The organism is Streptomyces sp. SID8374 (assembly GCF_009865135.1).
GTDB lineage: Bacteria > Actinomycetota > Actinomycetes > Streptomycetales > Streptomycetaceae > Streptomyces.
Window position 1 is genome coordinate 1,979,983 of sequence record NZ_WWGH01000002.1, and the last position, 24,507, is coordinate 2,004,489.

Here is a 24,507-nt window from a genome sequence, read left to right on the forward strand (position 1 = left end):
GCGTGTGCTCCGGCCGGGCTCTGTCCGGTCCTCCTCCCCGGGACGTCAGTCCAGCACCGAGGCCAGGGTCGAGGCCAGGGACGTGACGTGGGGCAGGCGCATGACGCCGAAGTGGTCGCCGGGGACCCGGTGGACCTCGACGCCGGAGTTCAGCTCCCGCCAGCGGCTCAGGTACTCCTCGTAGGACTGGCCGAGGGCCACCTCGTGCTCACCGCGGGCGAGTTCGTCGCTGATGATCAGATGCAGCGTGCCGGGGACGTGGTGGTGCCGGTAGGTGAGCGTCATCTCCATCACCTCGCGCCAGATCCGGGCCGACGGAAGCCAGACACCGGCCCCGTTCCGCTCGGGGAGCACGATCCCGGTCTCCGGGTCGGCATCGTCCACCAGGTGGTCCAGCAGCTTCAGGATCTCCTCGCGCAGCGCACCCGTGTCCTCCTCCGGGCCGGCGGCGGCCAGCTCCTCCAGCTTGGCGGTGCAGCTCTCGATCAGGCGGAACTCCTCCCACAGGCCCTGCCGTTCGTGGCTGTCGAGGCCCGGATCGAGCAGGACGAAGGTCACCTCCTCCCCGTCCGCCCGCAGCCGGTCCGCCATCTCGGCGGTGATGCCGCTGCCGCCGCACCAGCCCAGCAGGCGGTACGGGCCGTGCGGACGGGCCGCGCGGATCTCGGCGACGTACCGCTGTGCCATCTCCGCGGCGGTGGGCACCGGCAGCCCCGGACCGGACTGGAGGCCGGGCCACTCCAGGGCGGCCACCGGCAGATCCGGTGCCAGGTGCGGGAGCAGCCGCTGGTACCAGTGGGCGCTGCCGCCGCCGGGGTGGACGCAGAAGAGCGGCGGCCGGTCGCCCTCCGCGCGCAGCCACATCAGGGCGGTGCGCGAGGTGTCCCCGTAGTCGCCGCGCTCCGCCGCGGCGGCGATGGCGTCCAGGGTGTGGTGCTCCACGAAGGCCCGTACGGTCAGCTCCAGGCCATGGCGTTCACGGAGCAGTGCGATGGCCCGCAGAATCAGCAGGGAGTGCCCGCCGAGCAGGAAGAAGTCGTCGTGGACTCCTACCTGTTCGAGGCCGAGGACCTCCGCCCACACCTCTGCCAGGGCCCGTTCGGCCGCGGTGCGCGGGGCGACCACCTCGCCACCGGTGGCGCCGCCCGGCGCCGGGAGCGCCGCGCGGTCCAGCTTCCCGTTGGCGTTGAGCGGCAGCTCGTCCAGCCGGACCCAGGCGCTCGGCACCAGGAAACCGGGGACCTTCGCACGGAGCGCGGAACGCAGGAGCGCCGGGTCGAAACCGCCGTGCTCCGCCGGGACGATGTAACCGACGAGCTGCTTGTCGCCGTCCGGGCCCGGACGCACGGCCGCCGCCGCCTCGCGCACACCCGGCAGACCACCCAGACCCGCCTCGACCTCGCCCAGCTCGATACGGTGGCCGCGCACCTTGACCTGGTGGTCGCGGCGGCCCAGGAAGTGCAGGACGCCGTCCGGGTCCTGGCGCACCAGGTCGCCGGTGCGGTAGAGCCTGCCACCGGGCCAGGTGCCGGTGGGGTCGGGCACGAACCGGTCGGCGGTCAGCTCCGGGCGGCCCAGGTAGCCACGGGCCACCCCAGGTCCGCCGAGCAGCAGTTCGCCGGCGACACCGTACGGAACGGGGTGGAGGTCCTCGTCGGCGACCAGCGCGGTGGTGTGCGCGATCGGCGGGCCGATGGGGATGGGCCGGTCCGTCTGCTCCAGGGTGAGCGCGTGCTGCCCGGTGGCGAAGGTGGTGCACTCGGTCGGCCCGTACATGTTGCTGACCCGCAGCCCGTGGCCGAGCGCGGCCCGTACCCGGCTCGCGGAAAGCACATCCCCGCCGGTCAGCAGCGTACGCAGACCGGTCAGCGTGTCCGGGCAGCTCTCCACCATCAGATGGAAGAGGCTGGTCGTCAGGAACGCCACGGTCACCCCGTGCTCGCGCAGCACCTCGGCGATGCCCGCGGTGGTGGGGGTGCCGGGCGGGGCGAACGCCAGCCGGCCGCCGTTGGCGAGCGTGCCCCACAGCTCGAAGGCGGAGGCGTCGAAGGCCAGCGGAGAGACCACCAGGACGGTGTCTTGCGGCCCGATCTCCGCGTGGTTCTCGTCGTGCACCAGACGCACGACATTGCGGTGGGTGACCTGGACGCCCTTGGGGCGACCGGTGGATCCGGAGGTGTAGATGACGTACGCGGTGTTGTCGGCGGAGATGCCCGCGTCCGGGGCGGTGGGAGGCTGTGCCTCCAACTCGTCCCGCGCGGTGTCCAGGAGCACCGTCGGGACATCTCCGGGGAGCCGGTCCGCCAGGCCGGAGCGGGTGACCAGCAGCCGGGCACCGGAGTCGGAGAGCAGATAGCCGATCCGCTCCTCGGGGTACTCCGGGTCGACCGGTACGTAGCAGCCGCCCGCCTTGACCACGCCGAGCAGGGCGACCGCCGTCTCCGCGCCGCGCTCCAGGCAGACCGCCACGGGGTCCTCGGCGCGCACCCCGCGGGCCCGCAGCAGGTGGGCGAACCTGTTGGCGCGCTCCTCCAACTGGCCGTAGGTCACGGTCGATCCCCCGTCGGCCAGGGCCACCGCCCCCGGGTCGGCGCCCCGGCCGATCAGCTCCGGCAGGGTCACCTCGGGCGGCAGCCGGCGGGGCACCGGACCGGAGGCGCCTGCGGTCAGGCCGGCGGCACGGAAGGACGCGGGGGAGGACCCCGGCCGCTCGGCCATGGTCCGCAGCACCTCCACGAACGTGGCGGCCATCGTCTCCAGCCGGGCCCGGCCGGCCCAGCCCGGCCGGCAGGTCATCCGCAGCTCGCCCGGGAAGGTCCACACGTCGAAGGTGAACTCGTTGGGGCTGCTGTCGGTGACCGCCTCGGGGGCGGAGCCGGACTGGTCCAGCACATGGAAGTCGAGGTAGCCGAAGATCACGTCGACCAGCGGGACCCCTGTGCCCCATTCCCGCTGCATGGCGGGCAGGGGGTACCGGCGGTGCGGCCAGATGGCGGCCTCCTCCGCGAAGACCGCGCGCAGCAGCTCCTCCCAGCTCGGTGCCTCCAGATCGACCGCGAACGGCACGGTGTTGAGGTACATGCCGCGCACCTCGTCGCCGTCCGGGAGTTCGGGTCGGCCGTTGCAGACGGCTCCGGCGAAGAAGCGGCGCTGTCCGGAGATCAGGCCCAGCAGCTTGAGATGGGCGGTGTAGAGCACCGTCTTGAGCGAGGTGCCGGTACGGGCCGCCAGGGCGCGCAGCTCCGGGTCCAGCCCGGCCCAGGAGACCCGGACCTCGTGGGCGGGCCCGCCCGACTCCGTCGGCGCGGTGGGCGCGGGCAGCTCCAGGCGCGGGAAGGCGTCGATCCTGCTCTGCCAGAAAGCCCGGTCCCTAGAGGACTGCGACGCCTGCCGTTCCAGGGCGATGAAGTCGGCGTAGCGGGCGCGCGGCGGGGGTGTGACGGCGCAGTCGGAGTCCTCGCGGATACGGCCGTAGTCGGCGCGGATCTCCTGGATCACCGAGTGGTGGCTCCAGCCGTCCAGGATCGCGTGGCACTCCGTGTGGGTGAGCGTCCAGGTGCGTTCACCGGTGCGGTGCACGTGGTAGCGCAGCAGGGGGGCGCGTTCCAGGTCGAACGGTACGCGCTGCTCGGCGGCGCGGAACTCCGCGACGGCGGCGCGCTGTCCGGCCCGGTCCAGCTCCCGCAGATCGGTGAACCCGACCTCCGCCTCGGCCTTCTCGTGCACGAGCTGGAGCGGTTCGGAGAAACCGGACAGCCGGAAGGAGGTACGGAGGATCTCGTGCCGGTCGACGAGGCGCCGGATCGCCTCCCGCAGCGCCGGCAGGTCGAAGGGGCCGTCGTCGGTGAAGTGGAAACTGCTGACGTTCTGGTAGGTGTTGGCGTCCGGATCGGCCAACAGCTCGTAGACCATCCCGGCCTGGACCTCGCCCAGCGGGTAGGCGTCGGCCAGCCCGTCCGGCAGCCGCTCGCGGTCGGCCGGTGTCAGCTGGCTGAACGGGGCGACCAGCTCGTGCCCCCGCCCGCCGCCGCTGGTCCCGGTGGCGACGGTGGCGAGCTGGGCGACCGTGGGGTGGGTGAAGAGGTGCTGTACGGACAGGGCCAGGCCGCGGGCCGTCAGCGCCCCCACCGCGCGGATCGCCCGGATGGAGTCGCCGCCCAGGTCGAAGAACCGGTCGTGGACACCCACCCGGTCGAGGTCCAGTGCGGCGGCCAGTTCCTCGGCGATGGTCCGCTCCACCGGAGTGCGGGGCGCGGTGTACTCACCGGCCCGGCTCTCCCGGCTGCGGTCCGGGGCGGGCAGCGCCTTGCGGTCGGTCTTTCCGCTCGCGGTCAGCGGCAGGGCGTCGAGTACCGTCCAGTCGCCGGGCACCATGGCGTCCGGCAGCCGCTCGCGGAGCCAGGCCCGGACGGCGCCGGTGTCCGGAGACCCGGCCTCCGGGGCGCCCGGTGCGGGGTGGCCGACGAGATGGGCCACCAGCCGCCCGTCGTGCACCGTGACGGCGGCGGCGGTGACCGAGGGGTGCTCGTGCAGGACCGCCTCGATCTCGCCCAGCTCGATGCGCTGGCCGCGGATCTTCACCTGGTGGTCCATCCGGCCCAGGTAGTCGATGGAGCCGTCCGGCAGATGGCGGGCCAGGTCGCCGGTGCGGTAGAGCCGCCCGCCCGGCTCCCCGCCGAAGGGGTCGGGGACGAACCGGTCGGCGGTCAGCGCGGGCCGTCCCGGGTAGCCCCGGGCCAGCTGGACACCGCCCAGCAGCAGCTCTCCCGGCACCCCGACCGGGACCGGCCGCAGGGCCGAGTCCACGATGTAGGTACGGGTGTTGGCGATGGGCCTGCCGATGGTGACGCGTTGTCCGGGCACGCAGGGGGCGTGGGTCACGTCCACGGCCGCCTCGGTCGGCCCGTACAGGTTGTGCGGAGCGATCCCGAGGCGCTCCGCCGACGCGGTGACCAGGTCTCCCGGCAGTGCCTCGCCGCTGCATACGATGCGCCGTACCGAGGGCAGAGCCGGCACGGAGCCCGCCAGGAACGCGCGCAGCATCGACGGGACGAAGTGCAGGGTGGTGATGGACTGCTCGGCGATGGTCCGGGCGAGGTACGCCGGATCCCGGTGACCTCCGGGGCGTGCCATCACCAGGGTGGCGCCCGTGATCACCGGCCAGAAGAACTCCCAGACCGAGACGTCGAAGCCCATCGGGGTCTTCTGGAGCACCCGGTCGGTCGCGTCGAGGCCGAACTCCCGCTGCATCCAGTGCAGCCGGTTGACGATCGCCCGGTGCTCCACCAGCACACCCTTGGGGCGGCCGGTGGACCCGGAGGTGTAGATGACGTACGCGGCGTCGTCCGGGCCGCAGGAGCGTCCGGGAAGGGCCCGGGCCCCGTCGGGCAGCATTCCGCCGCGCGCCAGGGGGACGACCGCGACCTCCTCCGGCACACCGTCCGGGGCGGCCCCGGTATCGGTGAGCACGACCCGGGCGCCGGAGTCGGAGAGCATGTACCGGCGGCGCTCCGCAGGGAGATCCGGCTCCAGCGGGAGGTAGGCGCTGCCCGCCTTGAGCACACCGAGGAGGGCCACCAGCAGCCCCCGGGAGCGCTCCAGGCACACCCCCGTCACGGTGCCGGGACCGGCCCCCCGGGCCCGGAGCGCGTCGGCCACCGCCTCCGCGCGGCGGTCCAGCTCCGCGTAGCCGAGCGTGCCGTCCTCGTCGGCCACCGCCACCGCGTCCGGGGTCGCCGCGGCCTGGGCCTCGAACAGCCCGTGCAGCGTGCCGGTGGGGAACGGGACGGCGGTGTCGTTCCACCGGTGCACCACTTGCTCCAGCTCCGCCGGGGACATCAGCTCCAGCTCGGCCACCGGGACGTCGGGCTCGGCCACTGCGGCGGTGAGCAGCCGGACGAAGTGATCGGCCATGCGGGCGGCCGTCGCCGCGTCGAACAGCGCGGTGGCGTAGTTGAGTCCGCCGGAGAGCGAGCCGTCCGGCTGCTCGGTGACACCGAGCGTCAGATCGAACTTGGCGGTGGTCTCACCGACCGCGAGCCGCTCCACCACGAGCGTCTCCGCACTCCCGGCGTTCGCCTCCGAGGCCTGACCGTCGGCGCCCTCCCAGAGGAACATGGCGCCGAACAGCGGTGTACGGGAGGGATCGCGCTCCGGAGCCAGCGCGTCCACCAGCCGTTCGAAGGGCACCTCCTGGTGGCCGTAGTCGTCCAGCGAGCCTTCCCGCACCCGGTCCAGCACCTCGCCGAAGCCGGGGGCTCCCGAGAGGTCGGTGCGCAGGACCAGGGTGTTGAGGAAGAGTCCCAGCATGTTCTGGGTCTCGGTCCGGTCCCGGCCGGACACAGGGGTGCCGACGGCGATGTCGGTGCTGCCCGAGTACCGGCCGAGCAGCACCTGGAACGCGGCGAGAGCGGCCATGAACGGGGTGGCGCCGCGTTCGCGGGCCAGCCGGGAGAGCCGGCCGGCGACGTCGGCCGGCACGGTGAAGGGCGCCACGGCCCCGCTCTCGTCCCGGACCGCGGGCCGCGGCCGGTCGGTGGGCAGCTCCAGCGGCGTGAGCCCCGCCAGCCGCCCGCGCCAGTGGGCGAGGCCCTCCCGGAGCTTCTCCTCGGTGAGCCGGGCCCGCTGCCAGACGGCGAAGTCCGCGTACTGGAGAGCCGGCGGGACAGGTTCCGGATACTCCTCCCCGGCACTCGACCGGCGGTAGTCCGCCATCAGCTCACGCACCATCAGCTCTTCGGACCGGCCGTCCGCCGCGATGTGGTGCACGGTCAGGAAGAGGGCGTGCTCCTCGGCCGAGCAGCGGGCCAGGACGGCCCGGAACACGGGTCCCTCGGCCAGGTCCACCGGCCGCCGCCCCGAGGTGCCCAGCACCGCCAGCCGGCGTGCGCGCTCCGCCGGGGCCAGCCCGGTCAGATCCTCCTCGGCGAGGTCCACCGGCGCGGGCGCGTCCACGATCTGGACCGGGTCGCCGTCGACGACCCCGTAGCGGGTGCGCAGCACTTCGTGCCGTGCCACCAGCGCGTCCAGCGCACCCCGCAGCGCCCCGGGGTCCAGAGGGCCGCGCAGCCGCAGCGCGGCCGTCATGAGGTAGGTGGTGGAACCGGGGCTCAGCCGGTCCAGCACCCACAGCCGCTGCTGGGCGGAGGAGAGCGGCAGCGGACCGCCGCGTTCGGCGCGGGGGATGCCGTCGGACGGGGCGGGGGCGGCCGCGCCGCGCAGCCGCTGCCTGAGCAGGCGGGCGCGGAGGTCCGCGGGGGCGAGTGTCTGGTGGGTCATCGTGCGCCTTCCGGGTTCAGCAGTTCCGCGACCTCTGCGTCGGAGAGCTGGGCGATAGCGGCCTCGACGGCCTCGGTGACGGCCGCCGCGAGGGCGGAGACAGTGGTGTGTTCGAAGAGGCGGCGCAGCGGAAGTTCCACCGCGAAGGCCTCCCGCAGCCGGGCCAGGACCCGGGTGGCCAGCAGCGAGTGCCCGCCCAGGGCGAAGAAGTCGTCCTCGGCGCCGACCCGGTCGACCCCGAGCGCCTCCGCCCAGATGGCGGCGACCGCCTCCTCGACCGGGTCCCGGGGCGCCACATAGGCGCGTTCGAGAGTGGTGGCGGGGGCGGGCAGGGCCTTGCGGTCGATCTTCTGGCTGGCGGTCATCGGCAGGGAGTCCAGCACGGTCCACAGCGCCGGAACCATGTAGTCGGGCAGCCCCTCCCGCAGATGCTCACGGAGCGTCTCCGGGTCAGGAGCGGGGGCGCCGTCCAGGCCGGTCACGTAGGCGGCCAGCCGGCGGTTGCCCGGGGTGATCTCGGGCGCGGTCACCGCCGCCGCGCCGACGCCTGGGTGGCCGGTGAGGGCCGCCTCGATCTCCCCGAGTTCGATGCGCAGCCCGCGGATCTTCACCTGCTGGTCGATCCGGCCCAGGAACTCCAGGGTGCCGTCCGGCCGGTAGCGCACCAGGTCACCGGTGCGGTACAGCCGCTCGCCCGTGCCGCCGAACGGATCGGGCACGAACTGTGCGGCGGTCAGCTCCGGGCGTTCGTGGTAGCCGCGGGCCAGCCGGACGCCGCCGACACAGAGTTCGCCGGGCACACCGATCGGTACGGGGCGCTGCCCGGCGTCCAGGACGTAGGCCCGGGTGCCCGCGAAGGGGCGGCCCAGTGGCATGGACGCGGTGTCCCGTTCCCCGCTCTGCCCGGCCGGACCGGTGTGCAGCAGGCAGGTGACGGTCGCCTCCGTGGGGCCGTAACAGCAGACGAACCGTCCGGGCAGCCCGCTCGCGGCCCACTGCCGGGCGTCGGCCACGGTGACCACGTCGCTGCTGAGGTTGATCAGCTTCAGCCCGGTGAGCACGCTCGTGTCGTAGTTCATCGCCTCCCGGTAGTAGGCCGGGGTGGTCTCCATGACCGTGACACCGTGTTCGGCCAGCCGGGCGGGGAGTTCGGCCGGGCTCCAGAACAGCGGGTCGGCGATCACCACGGCGGCACCGGTCAGCAGTGGGGCGGCGATCTGCTCCATCGACACGTCGAAGGTCAGCGAGGAGAGCTGGACCACCCGTTCACCCGGGCCGATCCCGTACGCGTCGGCCGCGATGCGGCAGTGGTGGGCGTAGGCGCGGTGGTCGATCATCACCCCCTTGGGGCGCCCGGTGGAGCCGGAGGTGTAGATCACGTAGGCCAGGTTCTCCGGGGCCGCCGGAACGTCCGGCAGCGCCTCGTCGGCGCCGTCGGCGGCCAGGGCGTCCACGGTGAGCACCTGGTGGCCGGCGCCGGTGAGGGTGTCCGCGTGCTCGGACGTGGTGACCAGGAACCGGGCCCCGGCGTCCTCGACGGTCCGCAGGAGGCGCTGGCGGGGATGGCGGGGGTCCAGAGGTACGTAGACCGCACCTGCCCGCAGCACACCGAGCAGGGTGACCACGGCGTCGATGCCGCGTTCCTGGCAGGAGGCCACCGGGGTCTCCGGACCGGCCCCCAGGGCTCGCAGGTGCCGGGCGAAGCGGGCGGAGCGGGCCTCCAGAGCGGCGTAGTCGAGTTCCTCCTCACCGAAGACCAGGGCGGTGGCGTCCGGGGTGCGGGCGGCCTGCCGGACGAACAGCTCCGGCACGGTCAGCCCGCGTTCGTTCCCGGGGACGATCTCCGGCAGCCGGGCGGAGTGCGGATCGGGCCAGACGTCCAGCAACTGCCGGCGCTCGGCGTCCGGCATCAGCTCCAGCTCGGCCACGGCGGTGCCCGGCGCGGCGGTCACCGATTCCAGCAGGCGCAGGTAGTGGGCGGCCAGCCGTTCCACGGTGGAGCGGTCGAAGAGCGCGCTCGCGTACTCGAACCAGCAGTGCATCCGTCCGTCGGGACGCTCCTTCACGGTCAGTGTCAGGTCGAACTTGGCGGTCCGCGGACCCGCGTTGAGCGGTTCGACCGCCAGCCCGCCGAGCGTGGAGGTGAGCCCGCCCATGTGCTGGTGCTCGAACATCACCTGGAACAGCGGGTTGCGGGAGAGGTCGCGGTCCGTCGCCAGCTCGTCCACGAGCTGCTCGAACGGGACGTCCTGGTGGGCGAACGCCTCCAGGCAGACCTCCTTCACCCGCTCCAGCAGTCCGGTGAAGGCCGGGTCCCCGCTCAGATCCGTACGGATGACCAGGCTGTTCACGAAGAGGCCGAGCAACCCCTCCGTCTCCTCCCGGGTCCGGGCCGCCACCGGAACGCCCACCGCGATGTCCGTGCGGCCCGTGTAGTGGTGCAGCAGCACCTGGAACGCGCCGAGCAGCGTCATGAAGGGCGTCGCGCCCGACCGCTCGCCCAGCTCCGTCACCGCGCGGCCCAGGGCGTCGGGGACGTCGACGACGACGGTGTCCCCGGCCGCGTCGCGGGTGGCGCCGCGCGGCCGGTCGGACGGCAGCTCCACCGGGGTGAGACCGCCGAGGCGCTCCAGCCAGTGCTCGAGCTGACGAGAGGTCTCCGGGGTGTCCTCCTGGGCGCGCTGCCATGCGGCGAAGTCCGCGTACTGGACCGGCCCCGGACGGAGCGGCGCCTCCCGGCCCGCGGCGAACGCGGTGTACGCGGTGTCCAGGTCACGCAGGAACACCTTGGTCGACCAGGCGTCGAAGGCGATGTGGTGGGCGGCCAGGGCCACCCAGTGGTCCTCGGGAGCGGCGCGGATCACCGTGACCCGCAAGGGGTGTTCGGCCGCCAGGTCGAAGGGGACGCGCAGGACCTCCTCCAGCAGCTCCCGGGCACGGACGGGCCCGTCCCCGGCGCCGGAGAGGTCCACCTCCCGGTACGCCACCGGGCCCGGTGGGTCGATGAGCTGCACCGGGCTGCCGTCCCGGTCCGCGTACCGGGTGCGGAGCACCTCGTGGACCCGTGCCACCTCGTCCAGAGCCTGCCGGAAGGCCCCGGTGTCCAGCGGGCCGTGCAGTCGAAGGGCCAGCGGGATCAGGTACTCCTGGCTCCCCGGCTCCAGCCGGTCCAGGAACCACATGCGCTGCTGGCCGAAGGAGAGCGGCAGCACACCGTCCCGCTCCACCGGAACGATCCCGCCCGGCCCCTGGCCGGGCTCCTCCGCCTGCGCGGCTCCGGCGGCCCGGTCGATGCGGGCGGCCAGGGCGGCGGCGGTGCGGTCGGCGAAGAGGTCGGCGACCGTCATCTCGATGCCGAAGGCACGGCGCAGCCCGAGAACCAGCCGGATGGCGAGCAGCGAGTGGCCGCCCAGTCCGAAGAAGTCGTCGTCGGGCCCCGGTTCGGGGATCTCCAGGACCGAGGCCATGGCTGCCACGACGGCCTGTTCCGTCGCCGTACGGGGAGTGGCGCGGTCCGGCCCGGTCGCGGCGGACGGTGCCACGTCCTCCTCGGGGCCGGGCAGCGCTCCCCGGTCCACCTTTCCGCTGGCGGTCAGCGGGAGGGCGTCCAGCAGTACCAGCCGGGAGGGCACGACCGCGGCGGGCAGACGCGCGGCGAGGTGGGCCAGCAGCTCCGACCGCAGCTCGGCCGGGTCAGATCCGGCGGCAGGGACGGCGTAGGCGGTCAGCTCCAGCTGGCCGTGCGCCCCGGGCCGGGCCACGACCGCCGAAGCGGTCGCCGAGGGATGGGCCAGCAGCACAGCCTCGATCTCGGCCGGTTCGACCCGGACACCGTGGATCTTCACCTGGTCGTCGCTCCGGCCCAGGAACTCCAGGGTCCCGTCGGCCCGCCAGCGGACCAGGTCGCCCGTGCGGTACCAGCGCCCGCCGGGCACCGTGGCGTACGGGTCGGCGCCGAACCGCTCGGCCGTCTGCCCGGGGCGGCCGAGATACCCGCGGGCCAGCCCCGCTCCCCGTACGCACAGCTCACCGGGGACCCCGACCGGGACCAGCAGGTCGCCCCGGTCCACCACGGAGACACCCACACCGGTCAGGGGAGCGCCGATGGCGACCGTGCCGGATCCGGGCAGCCCCTCGCCCGTGTAGCGGTGGGCGGTCGAGTCGATGGAGCACTCGGTGGGGCCGTAGGTGTTGGAGACCTCCACCCCGGGCACCGCCGCGCGCAGCCGCTCGCACAGCCGGGCGGGCAGCGGTTCCCCCGCCGAGCTGACCAGCCGCAGCGCGGTGCAGCGGGAGAGGGCCGGCTCCTGCACCAGCAGCCGCAGCACCGAGGGCACCAGCTGGAGGAGGGTGACCCGGTGGCGGGCCATGGCGGCGGCCATCACGGACGGGTCCCGGTGCGCGTCCGCCGGGGCCATCACCACGGTGCCGCCGGAGACCAGCGGGGAGAGGAACTCCCAGAGGGAGGCGTCGAACCCGATGGTGGTCTTCTGGAGCAGCCGGTCCGCGGCGGTCATCGCGTACGCCTCCACCGACCACAGCACCCGGTTGCGCAGCCCGCCGTGGGTCACCACCACGCCCTTGGGGGTACCGGTGGATCCGGAGGTGTACACCACGCAGGCCGCCTCGTCCGGACCGGCCTGGTGGGGGAAGTCGGCGGGCGAGGCGTCCGGACCGGTCCCGGCCCACTCGGCGTCCAGCGCACGCACCGGGGTGCCCTCGCCGAAGCCGTCACGCAGCGCCTCCTCGGTGAGCACCAGCGCCGCCCCGGAGTCCGACAGGAGGAACTCCCTCCGGCCTTCCGGGAGATCGGGGGCCAGCGGCACATGGACACCGCCGACGGCCAGCACGGCCAGGATCGCTGTCACCAGCTCCGGGCCGCGGTGCAGACTCACCGCGACGGGGGTGCCGGGGCGGACCCCCTCCTCCCGCAGCCGGACCGCCAGCCCGGTGATCCGGCCGGCCAGCCCGGCGTAGTCCACCGAGCCTCCGTCGTACGCCACAGCCGTCGCATCCGGGGTGGCGGCCGCCCGGTCGAGCACCATCCCGACCAGGCCTTGGCCGGAGCGGTCCTCCGAGGCGGGCCGGGACGCCCCCTGCCCCCAGGCGGTGAGCACGGCCCGCTCCGCCGGTGCGGTCAGCTCCAGCCGGTCCACCGGGGTGCCGGGCGAGGCGACCACCTGGTCCAGCAGATGGAGGAAGTTCTCGGCCATGCGCTCCATCCGGTCCCGGTCGAAGAGCGCGGTCGGATAGATGAACTCGCCGGTGACCGTGGAGTCCGGACGCTCCGTCAGATGGAGGGAGAGGTCGAAGGCGGAGGTGCGTGCGCCCCCGGAGACCCGGGTGACCTCCAGGCCCGGGAGCGCGAACGGGCGGCGGTGCGCGTTGTGCAGCGCGAACCCGGCCTGGAAGACCGGGTTGCGCCCCGGGTCCCGCTCCGGGGCGAGGTCCGCGACCACCCGCTCGAAGGGCACCTCCTGGTGGCTGTAGGCGTCCAGCGTGGTGCTCTTCACCCGGGACAGGAGCTCCCGGAAGTCCGGGGCACCGCCCAGGTCCGTGCGCACCACCACCGTGTTGAGGAACAGGCCGATCAGCCGTTCCAGCCGGGCGTCGTCCCGGTTGGCCAGGGAGACGCCGACCGCGATGTCCTGGGCGCCGGAGTAGCGCCCGAGCAGCAGTTGGTACGCGGCGAGCCCGGCCATGAAGAGCGTGGTGCCCTGCTCCTTGGCGAGCGCCGAGAAGCCTGCCGCGAGGGGCGCCGGCACGGTGAAGGCGACGGTGTCACCCGTGGCGTCCCACCGGGCCGGACGGGGCCGGTCGGTGGGCAGGTCCAGTGGGGTCGTGTCCGTCAGGCGGTCCCGCCAGTAAGCGAGTTGACGGTCCATCAGTTCAGGCTGCGCCGTCCACCAATCGCGCTGCCACTCCGCGTAGTCCGCGTACTGGAGTTCCAGATCCTCCGCCGCCGGGGCGCCACCGGAGGCGAACGCCGCGTACGACTCGCGCAGTTCGTCGGCGAGCAGGCCCCAGGACCAGCCGTCGAAGGCGATGTGGTGGAAGGTGAGCAGCAAGGCCCAGTCCTGCGGTGCCAGCCGGACCACGGCCACGCGCCAGGGATGCTCCCGGCGGATGTCGAGGGGCAGGGCGGCCCAGCTCGCGCCGAACTCCCGCAGGCCCTGCTCGCGCCGCTCGTCCGGGACGTCGCCGAGGTCGACCAGCTCCGGTTTCACCGGCTCCGGTTCGTCGATGATCTGGATGCCGACGCCGTCCTCGTCGGCGTACCGGGTGCGGAGCACCTCGTGCCGGGCGGCTGTCTCGGTGAGCGCGGCGTTCAACGCCTCCGTGTCCAGCGGGCCGCGGATGCGGAAGGTTTCGTGCATCAGATACTCGGCGGCGTCGCCCGACCTGAGCTGGTCGAGCAGCCAGAGCTGTTCCTGTGCGAAGGACAGCGGATAACCGCCGTCGACGGGTGCCATCGGTCGTCTCCCTGGGCAGATGGTGGTGGGGCGGTGGAGCGGTCGGCGTACGGGGGGCCGGGCGGCGGGTCAGCCCTGTTCGACCGGACCGCTGGAGGGCTCGGCCATGGCGACGGCGATCTTGCGGGGGCCGGTGAACGGCTCCCGGGCGTGTGCGGCCAGCATGTTGTCCACGACCAGCACATCGCCCTGCTGCCAGTCGAAGCGCCGCTGCTCGGCGCGGTAGCAGTCCCGCAGGTGTGCCACCACCTCGTCCGGCACCGGGGCGCCGTCGCCGTAGTAGGTGTTGGTCGGCAGGTCCGCTTCGTCGTACATCTCCCGCAGCGCACCGCAGAGGTCCGGCCCCAGGGTGGTGACGTGGAAGAACGTCAGGTGGTTGAACCACACACGCTCCCCGGTCACCGGATGCCGGTGCACCGCCTCGCGGCGTGCCCGGGTCCGCAGGCCCCCCGAAGTCCACTCGGCGACGACACCGTTGCGAGCGCAGTACGCCTCGACCTCGGCCCGGTCCTCGGTGTTGAAGGCGTGCTGCCAGGGGACGCCGAAGCCGTCCGTGAAGTTGCGCACCACCATCCAGCCCCGGGCGGCGAACTCCTCCCGTACCCGCGGGTCGATCGCGGCCAGCACTCGCCGGGTGTCGGCGAGCGGGGTGGAGCCCAGCGTGTCGGGCGGGGTCACGCAGAGGAAGAACAGCGTCAGCGGCCAGGTCGCCTGGTAGGAGTTCTCGTTGTGGAGAAAGATCTCCTCGGAGGGCGGGTAGTCGGTCGAGGTGTAGACCTGGCCCTTGATGGTGGAGCGGGGCGAGGAGCGCTCCGCGTACGTCAGCGGCTCGCCGCCGATGGCGCGGACCGACCGTTCGAAGCCGTCCACGCCGTCGTCGCCGAAACCACGCAGCAGCACGGCACCGTGCTCACGCAGTCGGGCGCGGATCTCCGGCCGGGCGGCGGCCAGCCGGTCCGCCGCGGAGCCCCCGGGGGCGGCCGTCATCAGATGAGGAAGCGTCTGCCCTGACGTCCGGGGCTCGGCCGAGGCCGGCGTGAACAGGGCTGAAGGGTTTGCGGTCATACCGGTCAGGGTCGGCGCCCGGCTCCCGACAGGGCAGAGAACATCCGGCGGAGTCGTCGGCACGGTGGGTGCGCCCCATACTGCGCGTCCTTCCCTGGGCCGGTCCGCCGCCGCGCGGCACGCTGGCGTCACCGTGCGGCCCGGCGGCCCAACCGTCGTGCCGGGTGTCCCGTGCGGCCTTCGAGAGGATTCCCCGTGTCTGAGTGGAGGACAGGTCCATGAGCAGGGTCGTCGACCACGCGGGTGCCGCACCCGCGCCACCGCCCTTGCGGCGCAATCGGGATTTCCTGCTGCTGTGGAGCGGTTCGGCGGTGGCGATCATCGGATCCACGGCGTCCACGGTGGCCTACCCGCTCCTGGTGCTCGCGGTCACGGGGTCGCCCTCCGCCGCGGGGCTGGTCGGGTTCGTGGTGCTGCTGCCCGCCCTGGTCTTCCAGCTGCCGGCCGGGGTCCTGGTCGACAGCTGGAACCGCAAGCGCGTGATGATGTGGTGCGACGGACTGCGTGCGGCCGGCGCGGCGAGTGTGGTGCTGGCCTTGCTCCTGGGCGAACTCCGGCTGGCGCATGTGATGGTGGTCGGGTTCGTGGAGGGCACGCTCACGGTCCTCAACGGTCTGGCCTCCACCGCCGCCGTGCCCAATGTGGTCCACCCCAGCCAGTTGTCGGCGGCTCTCGCCGGGAACGAGGCGCGGAGCCGGGCCGCCACCATGATCGGGACTCCACTGGGGGGCATTCTCTTCGGCGTCGGCCGGGCGGTCCCCTTCGTGCTGGAGACCTTCGCGTATCTCGTCTCGCTGACCACCCTGCTGGGCATCCGGAAGGACTTCCAGACGGCCCGCCCCGGCGAACGGGCCGGGGCCGCTCCGAGCGACGGCGCGGCGCAGGAGAGCCGCGGCACCCGGGTGCGGCGCCAGGCGGGCCGGATGGCCGAGGGGCTCACCTGGCTCTGGAGGCAACCGCTGCTGCGCACCACCGCGCTCCTGGTGGCCGGGAGCAACCTGCTGTTCCGCGCGCTCTTCCTGCTGATGATCGTGCTGCTCGCCGAGGAGGGCGCGGGTCCGGCCGCGATCGGTGTGCTCGTGGGCGTGGCCGGCGGATGCGGAATGCTCGGGGCGCTGGTCGCCGGCAGGATCGGCCGCACCCTCAGGATGAACTCCCTGGTGATCGGGGCCAACTGGGCGTGGGCACTGCTCATGTGTGTACTGGCCTTCGGGGGCGGGCTGTGGCCGGCCGCGATCGCCTACACGGCGATGTGGTTCGTCGGGCCCATCTGGAATGTGGCGGTCGGCACCTATCAGCTGGCCGTCACCCCCGACGGACTGCGTGGCCGGGTGCTGAGTGCGTCCAGCATGCTGGCCAACGGCGCGCTGTCGCTGGGGGCGCTGGCGGGAGGCCTGCTGCTGGACGGCTTCGGGGTGCGGGCCGCGGCGGCGGTGCTCGCCGGGTGGATGGTGCTCATGGCTCTGGCCGCCACCTTCTCCCGCCCGGTGCGCCGGGCCACGATGACCGCGATCACCGCCCCCGCCGAGGCGCCCGCTCCGGCCGAACCCCGCAGGACACCCGCCGGGGCGACCGGGGCGGGCTCCGACGGTCACCACTGAGCAACCCGTTGTCCATCCCCTTCCCGTACGACAGATGCTGGAGACCACGCCATGTTCCGGACCATGTTCAAGTCCAAGATCCACCGAGCCACCGTCACCCAGGCCGATCTGCACTACGTCGGATCGCTGACGATCGACGAGGACCTCATGGACGCCGCCGACCTGCTCCCCGGTGAGCAGGTCCAGATCGTCGACATCACCAACGGCGCCCGCCTGGAGACCTACGTGATCTCCGGGGAACGCGGCAGCGGGATCATCGGCATCAACGGAGCCGCGGCGCGGCTGGTCCAGCCGGGAGACCTGGTCATCATCATCTCGTACGCCTCCGTCGCCGACGCCGAGGCCAAGGCGCTCGTGCCCAGCGTCGTCCACGTGGACCGGCACAACCGGCAGGTCTCGCCGACCGGTTCGGATCTGGCCGAGCCCGCGCCCGGCAGCGGCACCGTCCGCGGGGATGTCGTCCACTGACGCGGCGGAACCGCGTGCGGGCCCCAGGTCACCGACCTCGGGCCCGCACGCGGTTCGCGGCTCCCGCGCGGCCGATGCGTCAGATCAGCCCGGCTCGCACCGCGCGTGCCACCGCATGGGCCCGGTTCCGGACCTGGAGCCGGGCCATCAGCTCGTAGATGACGTTCTTGACGGTGTGCTCCGAGCAGGACAGCGCCCGGGCGATCACCGCGTTGCCATGGCCCTCGGCGACCAGGGTGAGCACCGCCGTCTGGCGCGGGGTCAGCGGAGCTGTCCGGGCGGTACGGGGAGTGTCGGGGAGAGCTGTCGCGGGCTCGGGCCCCGACTGCTGGGAGGCGCCGAGCAGGCGCACCAGCACGCCGTAGGGAAGCCGGCCGTCGCCGTGGTGGGCCGAGTGCACGGCGGCCACCAGTTGCTCCGGAGTGGCGTCGGTGGTCCGCAGGATCGTCCGGGCACCCGCCCGCACCGCCCGCAGCACACCGTCCGGGGAGACCGACTGGGCGGCCACCAGGACCCCGTGCCGGTTCCCGCCGCTGAGCGCGGGGGCGGGGCACGATTCGACCGCCTCGTCCACGGTCCTCCCGGCGGCCAGCACGACCAGATCGGGGCCGGGCCGTCCGCCCTCCACCAGCGGGATTCCCGCCCCGGTCAGCCGCCGGTGCCAGGAGTGCCGCAGGTCGTCGTCCGCGGCGCGCACGTGGACGCGTACCGCGGCCCGGTCCGTGGCGGCACGGTGGGGCGGGGCGGCGCCGGCCAGGGCCCGGGCGGGGAGCGGCGCGGCGCTCACAGGAGACCCGCCCGGAGCGCGTAGGCGACCGCGTGGGCGCGGTTTCTCAGCCGGAAGCGCTGGGTCACGTTGTGCATCACCGTCGTCACCGTCCGGACCGAGTAGGAGAGCCGTCCCGCTATCTCGCTGGTCTCGTGGCCTTCGGCCACCAGCCGGAGCACCGCACGTTCCCTCTCACTGAGCCCCGCTGCCCCCCAGGCATCGGCGACACCGGCCCCCGCATCCTCCGTACGCTGCTCCAGCAGCCCGTCCAGCAGATCGGGCGGCACCGTGCAGTCCCCGCTCGCCGCAGCCAGCACGGCGTGGGCCAGTCTTGGGCCGCTGGTCTCCCGACGGCGCAGCAGACCCCGGGCACCCGTGGCAATGGCGTGCAGCGCCTCCGGCGGGCTCAGCTCGGTGGCGACCAGGACAACCTCCGGGCGGTGGTCGGCGGCCCGGGTGCGGCGCAGCAGGTCCAGAACCGGGTCGGCCACCCGGTCGACCACGACGACCGTCACGTCCGGAAGCCCGCCCCCGACGGCGGGCAGGATCTCCGGGCTGCTCGCCAGGGCGCTCAAGGTGCCTGCCTCCAGCACCGGGTCCTCAGCGACGACGCTCACCCGCACCGTATTCGTCATTGGATCTTCCTCCTCGCTCGGCAACGGCTCTCGCCGGTGTCACCGAGCATCAAGATCGAGGGCGCGCGGGGCATCGGTACACCACCCCCAGATTTCCGCGGTGCCCCCACCTCCGCGTGCCCACGCGAGGTCCATGAGCGCAGAACAGCCCCCGTGCGCGTCCGGAAACGCACGGGGGCCGTGGGTGAGGGCCGGCTCTGACCTGCGAGAAGTCGGTTCCTGGCCAAGAGGTGTGGGGGTGCGGCCGAAATATGGGGGGCCGTTCCCCAGACGCGGCCCGCTCAGACGGTCTCGGTGACCCTGGGTTCCGGGAGGAAGCCGGAGATCTCTTGGCCGACACCGGCCGCGCGAGCCTCGCGCAGTACCAGTCCGGCCAGGGCCAGGTCCAGCACCCCGAGACCGAACGGCGAGAACAGGGTGGTGCGTTCCGGGTCACGCGGACCCGGTTCCGCGTCCCTCAGGAGCTCGCCGAGCGTGGCGCCGATGAACGAGCGGCTGCCCACCCGTGTCTCCGCCAGATGGACCGACGTGGCCGCCCGGCAGACATGGTCGGGGTCGTCCACCACGTTCACCGCGTCCAGGACGCCCTCGACCGTGACGTCCCGGAGGGAGACGTGGAGCACCAGTGTGCCCGGCAGGCACGCGTCGAGATCCAGATGGGGCACGGTGGCCGTGGTCGCCAGACTGACCAGCCGGTGCGCGGAGAGCGCCGCCCCGGCGCTCTCCGCCACACGCACCACCCGGCCGTCCCCGGCCAGTTCGGCGGAGCAGCGGTCCCGGAAGTCCGCAGCCCGCCGGGCATCCAGGTCGTGGACGGTGATGTCGGTGATCTCCGGGCGTACCACCAGGAGGAAGCGGAGCACCTCGAAGTTGATCACACCGCAGCCGATCAGCGACACACCCGTCTCCCGGCCGTCCCCGGACGGCAGAGCGGCCGCGGCGAGAGCGGCGCTCGCCGCGGTGCGGCGAGCGGAGATGGTGGACCCCTCCACGAGAGCCACCGGCCTGCCCGTCCGCATGGAGTTGACGATGATCGCGGCGGAAGCGCGCTCCAGCCCCTCCGCGACGTTCCCGGGAAAGGAGGCGATCCACTTCATTCCGGCCAGCGGCTCGGCCCCGCCCAGGTAAGCGGGCAGTCCGATGATCCGGTTGCCGGGGTCGTCGGGAAAGCGCAGGAACACCGAGTGCGGCAGCGACGTGTCTTCGGCGGCGTGGAGCAGATACGCCTCGCGCACAGCGCTCAGCACTTCCTGCTCACGGCCGTCCAGAAGCCGCCGGACGTCTCCGTTGCCGATCGTCAGCATCCTGCCACCCCGGTCATCCCGCTGTTCTCGGCCACGTCGGCCACCTCGTCCTTCCACAGGTGGGACACCTCGCCGAACTGGCGCTCCACCCACCCGTCGTCGTAGATCGTGTTCAGATAACGTTCGCCGCGGTCCGGCATCATCAGTACGCAGGTGGCACCGTCCGGGATGCGGTCGCCGATCCGTTCCAGGGCCGTGGCCACCGCGCCGGAGGAGCCGCCGAGCAACAGCCCTTCGCGCAGCGCCAGTCGGCGGCATCCCACCAGGCTGTCCAGATCGCTGACGTGCACCACCTCGTCGGCGAGCCCGCCCCGGTAGAGCGGGGGCCGGACCGCCGCGCCATGACCGGGGATCAGCCGGCGCCCGGTCGGCGGCCGGAAGATGGCGCTGCCCTCGGCGTCCACGGTGACCACCCGGGTGGGCAGTCCGCGGTCGCGGATCAGGTCGCCGCAGCCGCGCAGAGTGCCCGAGGAACTGATCGTGCAGAACAGGTAGTCGGGCGCGACGCCCAGGTCCTCGACGATCTCCGCCATGGTGATCCGGTGCGCCCAGGCGTTGCGGGGGTTGGCGTACTGGTTGGGCCAGTAGGCCCCGGGCAGCGCCTCGACCAGCTCCCGCACGCGTGCGATCCGCACCGGCTGGAACTCGCCGGTGACCGGGTCGCCTTCCGTGACCGTGTGCACATCGGCGCCGAGCGCTCGCATGATCGCGATGTTCTGCGGATTGGTGCGTGGGTCCACCACGCAGATGAACCGCAGGTCCATGGCGCGGCAGGCCTGGGCCATGCCGACACCGAGGTTGCCCGAGCTGGACTCGACCACGGTGCCGCTGCCGGGGACCACCGCGCCGGTGACGACAGCGTGGCTCAGCATGGCATAGGCGGAACGGTCCTTGATGCTGCCGCCGGTGCTGACCGACTCCAGCTTGGCCCAGACCCGGAAGCGGGCGCCGGGCACCAGCCGGGTCAGTTCCACCAGAGGCGTCCCGCCGACGGCCGACAGCGCGCCCGCACGGTCCGGGCCGTACCCGGCGGAGGCGGGGGCGGAGGGCTGAATGGTGTCGGACGGTAGGGCTTCCTCGTCCGCAGGCCCGGCAGCCTGCGCCACGAGGGCCGACCGGTATCCCGGCTGGGAGACGGAGTTCATCGCCGGACTTCCCCTCGGTGTCGGTAGGCGGATCAGACCGGGAGGCTCTGGCATCCGGCCCTACCGGCGTCCGCCTCGGCGGCCTCGCTCTCCATCCGGTGGCGCAGACTGGCGGGGCGCATGTCCGTCCACACCCGCCCGATGTGGTCCAGGCACTCCTCCTTGCTGCCCCGGGTTCCCTCGGCCCGCCAGCCCGCGGGCAGCTCGCGCTCGGCCTGCCAGATCGAATACTGCTCCTCGTCGTTGAGTACGACGCGGTAGACGCTCTCGGTGTGGTCGGACATCGCCGTCTCTCCTCGGTCGGTGGTCGCGCCGTGGTCGATACCGGCGCCAGAGTGAGAGTGCCTTCCGGCATCGGCCGGCCGTAGAGACAAACGGGCAGCGGTTACGGCGGCAGCCGCCCGCCGGTCCTTCCCGGCCGGGCCGGGGCGCACCGCGCACCGACAGGGCGGTGAAGGAGAGACAGGCGCACACGGTCCGTGGGCTGTGCCCACCTCCTGGCCCTCCCCTCTGCCACGTGGTGGGTGTCAGCTATCGGGGGCAGGGCCGGGGTGCTTCGGTACGCGGTCGGCGCCGGTCCTTCCTAAGCTGGCCGGATGAACGAAGACGCCCGGCCGCTGGCCGTGTTCGACCTCGACGGCACGCTCGCCGACACCGCCCACCGGCAGCACTTCCTGGAGGGGGCCAAACGCGACTGGGACGGCTTCTTCGCGGCCGCCCCGGACGATCCGCCGCTCGCCGAAGGCGTGGCGCTCGTGCTCGGCAGCGCCGAGGAGTGCGAGGTCGTCTATCTGACCGGGCGGCCCGAGCGCTGCCGCCGGGCCACCGTGGAGTGGCCGGGCCGTCAGGGGCTGCCCGAGGGGCAGCTGTTCATGCGGCGCAACGACGACCGGCGCCCGGCCCGCCGGACGAAGCTGGACATCCTCCGGCGGCTGGGCCGGTCGCGTGAGGTGCGCATGCTCGTCGACGACGACGAGCTGGTCTGCGATGCGGCCGAAGTGGCCGGGTTCCCCGTGGTGCGGGCCCGCTGGTTCGACCCGTCACAGGCGCTGAAGGACGGACAGGAGCGCGAGGGGCGGACCTGATCAGGCGTTGCGGATCTGTCAGGCGTTTTCGTCGAGGCGGAAGCCCACCTTCAGGCCGACTTGGTAGTGCGCGATTCGGCCATCCTCGATATGGCCGCGAACTTGGTTAATCTCGAACCAGTCGAGATTGTGCAACGTTTCCGCGGCTCTTGCGACGCCGTTCCGGATCGCCGCGTCGATGCCCTCCTCGGAGGTTCCTACGATTTCGGTGACCCGATAGGTGTGGTTGGACATGTTTTGTCTCCTCTCTGGTGACCACGGTGCCTCAATCCCGGGTGGAGCGCGAGGGGGCGAGTAGGGCGAATCGGGACGAGGGCACGCCTTGACCTACTCATTGGTCCATACCAAAATTCAGCCAAACGCCCGTGCGAGCGCCGCCCGCAATCCCCCCACACCGGGTCCTGATTTCGTCGTGCCGTTTCGCAGAAGGTGACCACGTGAAGAACCGCATACTCGTCGGAGCCGTCGCGCTCGTTTCGTCCGTCACGCTCAGCGGATGTGGCTATTTCTCCGGTTCGGGTGGCGGAGACCGCACGGTGACGGTCTGGCTGATGAAGGACAGCGTCTCGGCGGGATTCCTGGAGAAGTTCACCAGCACGTACGAGAAGGAGAATCCCTCCGTCAAGCTGGAGTTCAAGATCCAGGAGTGGGGCGGCATCGGCCCCAAGGTCCTGGAAGCCCTGGAGAGCGACGACGCCCCCGATGTGATCGAGGTCGGAAACACCCAGGTCGCGCAGTACGCGGAGAGCGGCAACCTGCGCGACCTCACCCTGGAGTCGATGCGCGACCTGGGCAGCGAGGACTGGCTGCCGGGCCTCGCCCAGCCCGGTCAGATCAGCGGCGTGCAGTACGGCATCCCCTGGTACGCGGCCAACCGCGTGGTGATCTACAACAAGGAGATCTTCAAGGCCGCGGGGGTGGACGACCTCCCCAAGACGCGCGCCGAGTGGATCGAGGACACCGAGAAGCTCAACACCCAGGGCAAGCAGGGTATTTATCTGGCCGGTCAGAACTGGTACGTGCTGGCCGGATTCATCTGGGACGAGGGCGGCGAACTCGCCGAAGGTGGCGGCGGTGACTGGCGCGGCACACTGGACACCCCCGAGGCGCTCGCCGGAATGAACTTCTACAAGGAACTCCAGGCGCTCGGCGACGGGCCCATGGACTCCGACGAGGAGAAGCCCCCGCAGAACGACGTATTCGCCGAGGGAGACGTCGCCCAGATCATCTCGCTCCCCGGAAGCGCCGCGCTCATCGAACAGCAGAACCCCGAACTCAAGGGAAAGCTCGGCTACTTCCCCATTCCCGGCAAGACCGCCAAGGCCCCCGGCTCCGTCTTCACCGGCGGCTCGGACCTCATCGTGCCGAAGAAGGCCGACCAGCGCAGCGCCGGCATTGCCGTCGTCAAGGCGCTGGCGAGCGAGAAGTGGCAGACCGAGCTGGCCCGCACCATGAGCTACGTCCCCAACAAGCCCCGGCTCGCCCATGTCGTCGAGGGCGAGGAGGGCACCGCCGCGATGGCCGAAGGGGCGAGCCAGGGCCGCGCCACGCCCAACTCCTCGCAGTGGGCCAAGGTCGAGGCGGAGAACCCGATCAAGCCGTACATGACGGCGGTGCTCACGGGCGCCGACCCGGCCGCCGAGGCGAAGAAGGCGTCGGAGCGCATCACGGCCATGCTCGCCGGCAGCTGACCGCGCCGCCGGTACTCCCGGACGGCAGGACGGCGTCCCTGGGGATTCAGCCGTCGCACATCCGCGCGCTCCACAGCGGACACGTCGAATCCAGCCGGTGACGGAAGAAGTAAGGGGCCGGGTCTTCGCACCCCGCGAAGCCCGGCAGCCGCCCTAGCTGATCCGTCCCCGGAGACTGCCATGACCGTGCTGCCCACCGCCCCGCCCGTCCCGGCCCGGGCCCCGGCCCCCGTCGCCCCCCGCACCCCGGAACCCGCCGCCTACCGGGTCTCCCTCGCCACCGGCCAGGAGGACGTCCGCGCCGCCCAGCGGCTGCGCCACCAGGTCTTCGCCGGTGAGCTCGGAGCCCGCCTCGAAGGGCCCGAACCCGGCCTCGACAGCGACGCGTTCGACGCGTACTGCGACCACCTCCTGGTCCGCGAGACCGCCACGGACGAGGTCGTCGCCACCTACCGCCTCCTGCCGCCCGACCGGGCCCGGATAGCCGGACGGCTCTACGCGGAGAGCGAGTTCGACCTCAGCCGCCTCGCTCCCATCCGCGACGACCTCGTCGAGGTCGGCCGCTCCTGCGTCCACCCCGCCCACCGCGACGGCGCCGTCATCGCCCTCGTCTGGGCCGGACTCGCCCGCTACATGCAGCGCTCGGGCCACACCTGGCTGGCGGGCTGCTGCTCCCTGCCCCTGGCCGACGGCGGCACCCTCGCCGCCCGCAGCTGGAACACCGTACGCACCGCGCACCTGGCCCCCGAGGAGCACTGGGTCACCCCGCACCGCCTCTGGGACTCCTCCGCCCACCCCGACGCGGGCCCCGGCTCCCGGGCCGACCTGCCGCCCCTGCTCCGCGGCTATCTGCGGCTCGGCGCCTGGGTCTGCGGAGCTCCGGCGTACGACCCCGAGTTCAACGTCGCCGACCTGTACGTCCTGCTCTCGCTGCGCCGCACCGACCCGCGCTACCTGCGCCACTTCCTCTCGCTCGTCCCGCAGGCATGAGCA

The 24,507-nt window shown here is 72.8% G+C and carries 14 protein-coding genes; 5 read left to right on the forward strand and 9 right to left on the reverse strand.

The annotated features are described in order from the left end of the window. Nucleotides 1-45: 45 nt before the first annotated feature. The 3 genes from GTY67_RS32090 to GTY67_RS32100 all read right to left on the reverse strand — a co-directional run bounded on the left by GTY67_RS32090 (nt 46) and on the right by GTY67_RS32100 (nt 14,738). Nucleotides 46-7,278 (reverse strand): non-ribosomal peptide synthetase, encoded by a 7,233-nt coding sequence (locus GTY67_RS32090; RefSeq protein WP_161281357.1) that lies wholly within the window; start codon nt 7,276-7,278, stop codon nt 46-48. After that, nucleotides 7,275-13,751 (reverse strand): non-ribosomal peptide synthetase, encoded by a 6,477-nt coding sequence (locus tag GTY67_RS32095; RefSeq protein WP_161281358.1) that lies wholly within the window; start codon nt 13,749-13,751, stop codon nt 7,275-7,277. Before GTY67_RS32095 ends, GTY67_RS32090 begins: the two co-directional genes overlap by 4 nt. Before the next feature lie 69 nt (nt 13,752-13,820). Continuing rightward, nucleotides 13,821-14,738, reverse strand: a complete 918-nt coding sequence (locus GTY67_RS32100) for a TauD/TfdA family dioxygenase (RefSeq protein ID WP_202462702.1) — start codon at nt 14,736-14,738, stop codon at nt 13,821-13,823. Between the two features lie 296 nt (nt 14,739-15,034). On the opposite strand from GTY67_RS32100, the gene GTY67_RS32105 reads away from it, so the two are divergent. Further along, a complete protein-coding gene (locus tag GTY67_RS32105; RefSeq protein ID WP_161281359.1) occupies nt 15,035-16,417 on the forward strand; it encodes an MFS transporter in 1,383 nt (460 codons plus the stop codon). A 51-nt stretch (nt 16,418-16,468) separates the two neighbouring features. After that, nucleotides 16,469-16,885: an aspartate 1-decarboxylase gene (gene panD, locus GTY67_RS32110; protein ID WP_093689408.1), complete on the forward strand. Its 417-nt coding sequence runs from the start codon at nt 16,469-16,471 to the stop codon at nt 16,883-16,885. A gap of 79 nt (nt 16,886-16,964) precedes the next feature. On the opposite strand, the gene GTY67_RS32115 is transcribed toward panD, so the two are convergent. From GTY67_RS32115 to GTY67_RS32135, 5 genes are all read right to left on the reverse strand, one after another. Beyond that, the gene (locus tag GTY67_RS32115) at nt 16,965-17,672 is read right to left on the reverse strand and encodes a LuxR C-terminal-related transcriptional regulator (protein WP_093689410.1); all 708 of its coding nucleotides are present in this window, start codon (nt 17,670-17,672) and stop codon (nt 16,965-16,967) included. Continuing rightward, the gene (locus GTY67_RS32120) at nt 17,669-18,289 is read right to left on the reverse strand and encodes a response regulator transcription factor (protein WP_161281360.1); all 621 of its coding nucleotides are present in this window, start codon (nt 18,287-18,289) and stop codon (nt 17,669-17,671) included. Before GTY67_RS32120 ends, GTY67_RS32115 begins: the two co-directional genes overlap by 4 nt. A 281-nt stretch (nt 18,290-18,570) precedes the next feature. After that, nucleotides 18,571-19,593: a 2,3-diaminopropionate biosynthesis protein SbnB gene (sbnB, locus tag GTY67_RS32125; RefSeq protein WP_093689414.1), complete on the reverse strand. Its 1,023-nt coding sequence runs from the start codon at nt 19,591-19,593 to the stop codon at nt 18,571-18,573. Further along, nucleotides 19,587-20,738, reverse strand: coding sequence for a 2,3-diaminopropionate biosynthesis protein SbnA (sbnA, locus tag GTY67_RS32130; protein ID WP_161281361.1), 1,152 nt, complete (start codon nt 20,736-20,738; stop codon nt 19,587-19,589). Before sbnA ends, sbnB begins: the two co-directional genes overlap by 7 nt. Nucleotides 20,739-20,770: 32 nt before the next feature. After that, nucleotides 20,771-21,022, reverse strand: a complete 252-nt coding sequence (locus GTY67_RS32135) for an MbtH family NRPS accessory protein (RefSeq protein ID WP_161281362.1) — start codon at nt 21,020-21,022, stop codon at nt 20,771-20,773. Between the two features lie 312 nt (nt 21,023-21,334). Here GTY67_RS32135 and GTY67_RS32140 point away from each other — a divergent pair, with 312 nt between their 5' ends. Then, entirely contained in the window at nt 21,335-21,823 is a 489-nt protein-coding gene (locus GTY67_RS32140) for a hypothetical protein (protein WP_161281363.1), read from the forward strand. Nucleotides 21,824-21,841: 18 nt separating this feature from the next. Here the strand turns inward: GTY67_RS32140 and GTY67_RS32145 are convergent, their stop codons facing one another. Further along, nucleotides 21,842-22,057 carry a dodecin gene (locus GTY67_RS32145; RefSeq protein ID WP_018513053.1) on the reverse strand — a complete coding sequence of 72 codons (216 nt, stop codon included), beginning with the start codon at nt 22,055-22,057 and terminating at the stop codon, nt 21,842-21,844. A 203-nt stretch (nt 22,058-22,260) separates the two neighbouring features. On the opposite strand from GTY67_RS32145, the gene GTY67_RS32150 reads away from it, so the two are divergent. Both GTY67_RS32150 and GTY67_RS32155 read left to right on the forward strand, forming a co-directional pair. Next, nucleotides 22,261-23,514: an extracellular solute-binding protein gene (locus tag GTY67_RS32150; protein WP_161281364.1), complete on the forward strand. Its 1,254-nt coding sequence runs from the start codon at nt 22,261-22,263 to the stop codon at nt 23,512-23,514. 180 nt (nt 23,515-23,694) lie between these two features. Continuing rightward, a complete protein-coding gene (locus tag GTY67_RS32155; protein ID WP_093689426.1) occupies nt 23,695-24,504 on the forward strand; it encodes a GNAT family N-acyltransferase in 810 nt (269 codons plus the stop codon). Nucleotides 24,505-24,507: the final 3 nt, after the last annotated feature.

Bases quoted from the DNA above. Each gene is read 5' to 3' on its own strand.
- GTY67_RS32145 (WP_018513053.1), bottom strand. From the start codon at position 22,057: ATGTCCAACCACACCTATCGGGTCACCGAAATCGTAGGAACCTCCGAG.
- GTY67_RS32120 (WP_161281360.1), bottom strand. From the start codon at position 18,289: ATGACGAATACGGTGCGGGTGAGCGTCGTCGCTGAGGACCCGGTGCTG.
- GTY67_RS32090 (WP_161281357.1), bottom strand. From the start codon at position 7,278: ATGACCCACCAGACACTCGCCCCCGCGGACCTCCGCGCCCGCCTGCTC.
- GTY67_RS32105 (WP_161281359.1), top strand. From the start codon at position 15,035: ATGAGCAGGGTCGTCGACCACGCGGGTGCCGCACCCGCGCCACCGCCC.
- panD (WP_093689408.1), top strand. From the start codon at position 16,469: ATGTTCCGGACCATGTTCAAGTCCAAGATCCACCGAGCCACCGTCACC.
- GTY67_RS32155 (WP_093689426.1), top strand. From the start codon at position 23,695: ATGACCGTGCTGCCCACCGCCCCGCCCGTCCCGGCCCGGGCCCCGGCC.
- GTY67_RS32135 (WP_161281362.1), bottom strand. From the start codon at position 21,022: ATGTCCGACCACACCGAGAGCGTCTACCGCGTCGTACTCAACGACGAG.
- GTY67_RS32140 (WP_161281363.1), top strand. From the start codon at position 21,335: ATGAACGAAGACGCCCGGCCGCTGGCCGTGTTCGACCTCGACGGCACG.
- sbnB (WP_093689414.1), bottom strand. From the start codon at position 19,593: ATGCTGACGATCGGCAACGGAGACGTCCGGCGGCTTCTGGACGGCCGT.
- GTY67_RS32100 (WP_202462702.1), bottom strand. From the start codon at position 14,738: ATGACGGCCGCCCCCGGGGGCTCCGCGGCGGACCGGCTGGCCGCCGCC.
- sbnA (WP_161281361.1), bottom strand. From the start codon at position 20,738: ATGAACTCCGTCTCCCAGCCGGGATACCGGTCGGCCCTCGTGGCGCAG.
- GTY67_RS32095 (WP_161281358.1), bottom strand. From the start codon at position 13,751: ATGGCACCCGTCGACGGCGGTTATCCGCTGTCCTTCGCACAGGAACAG.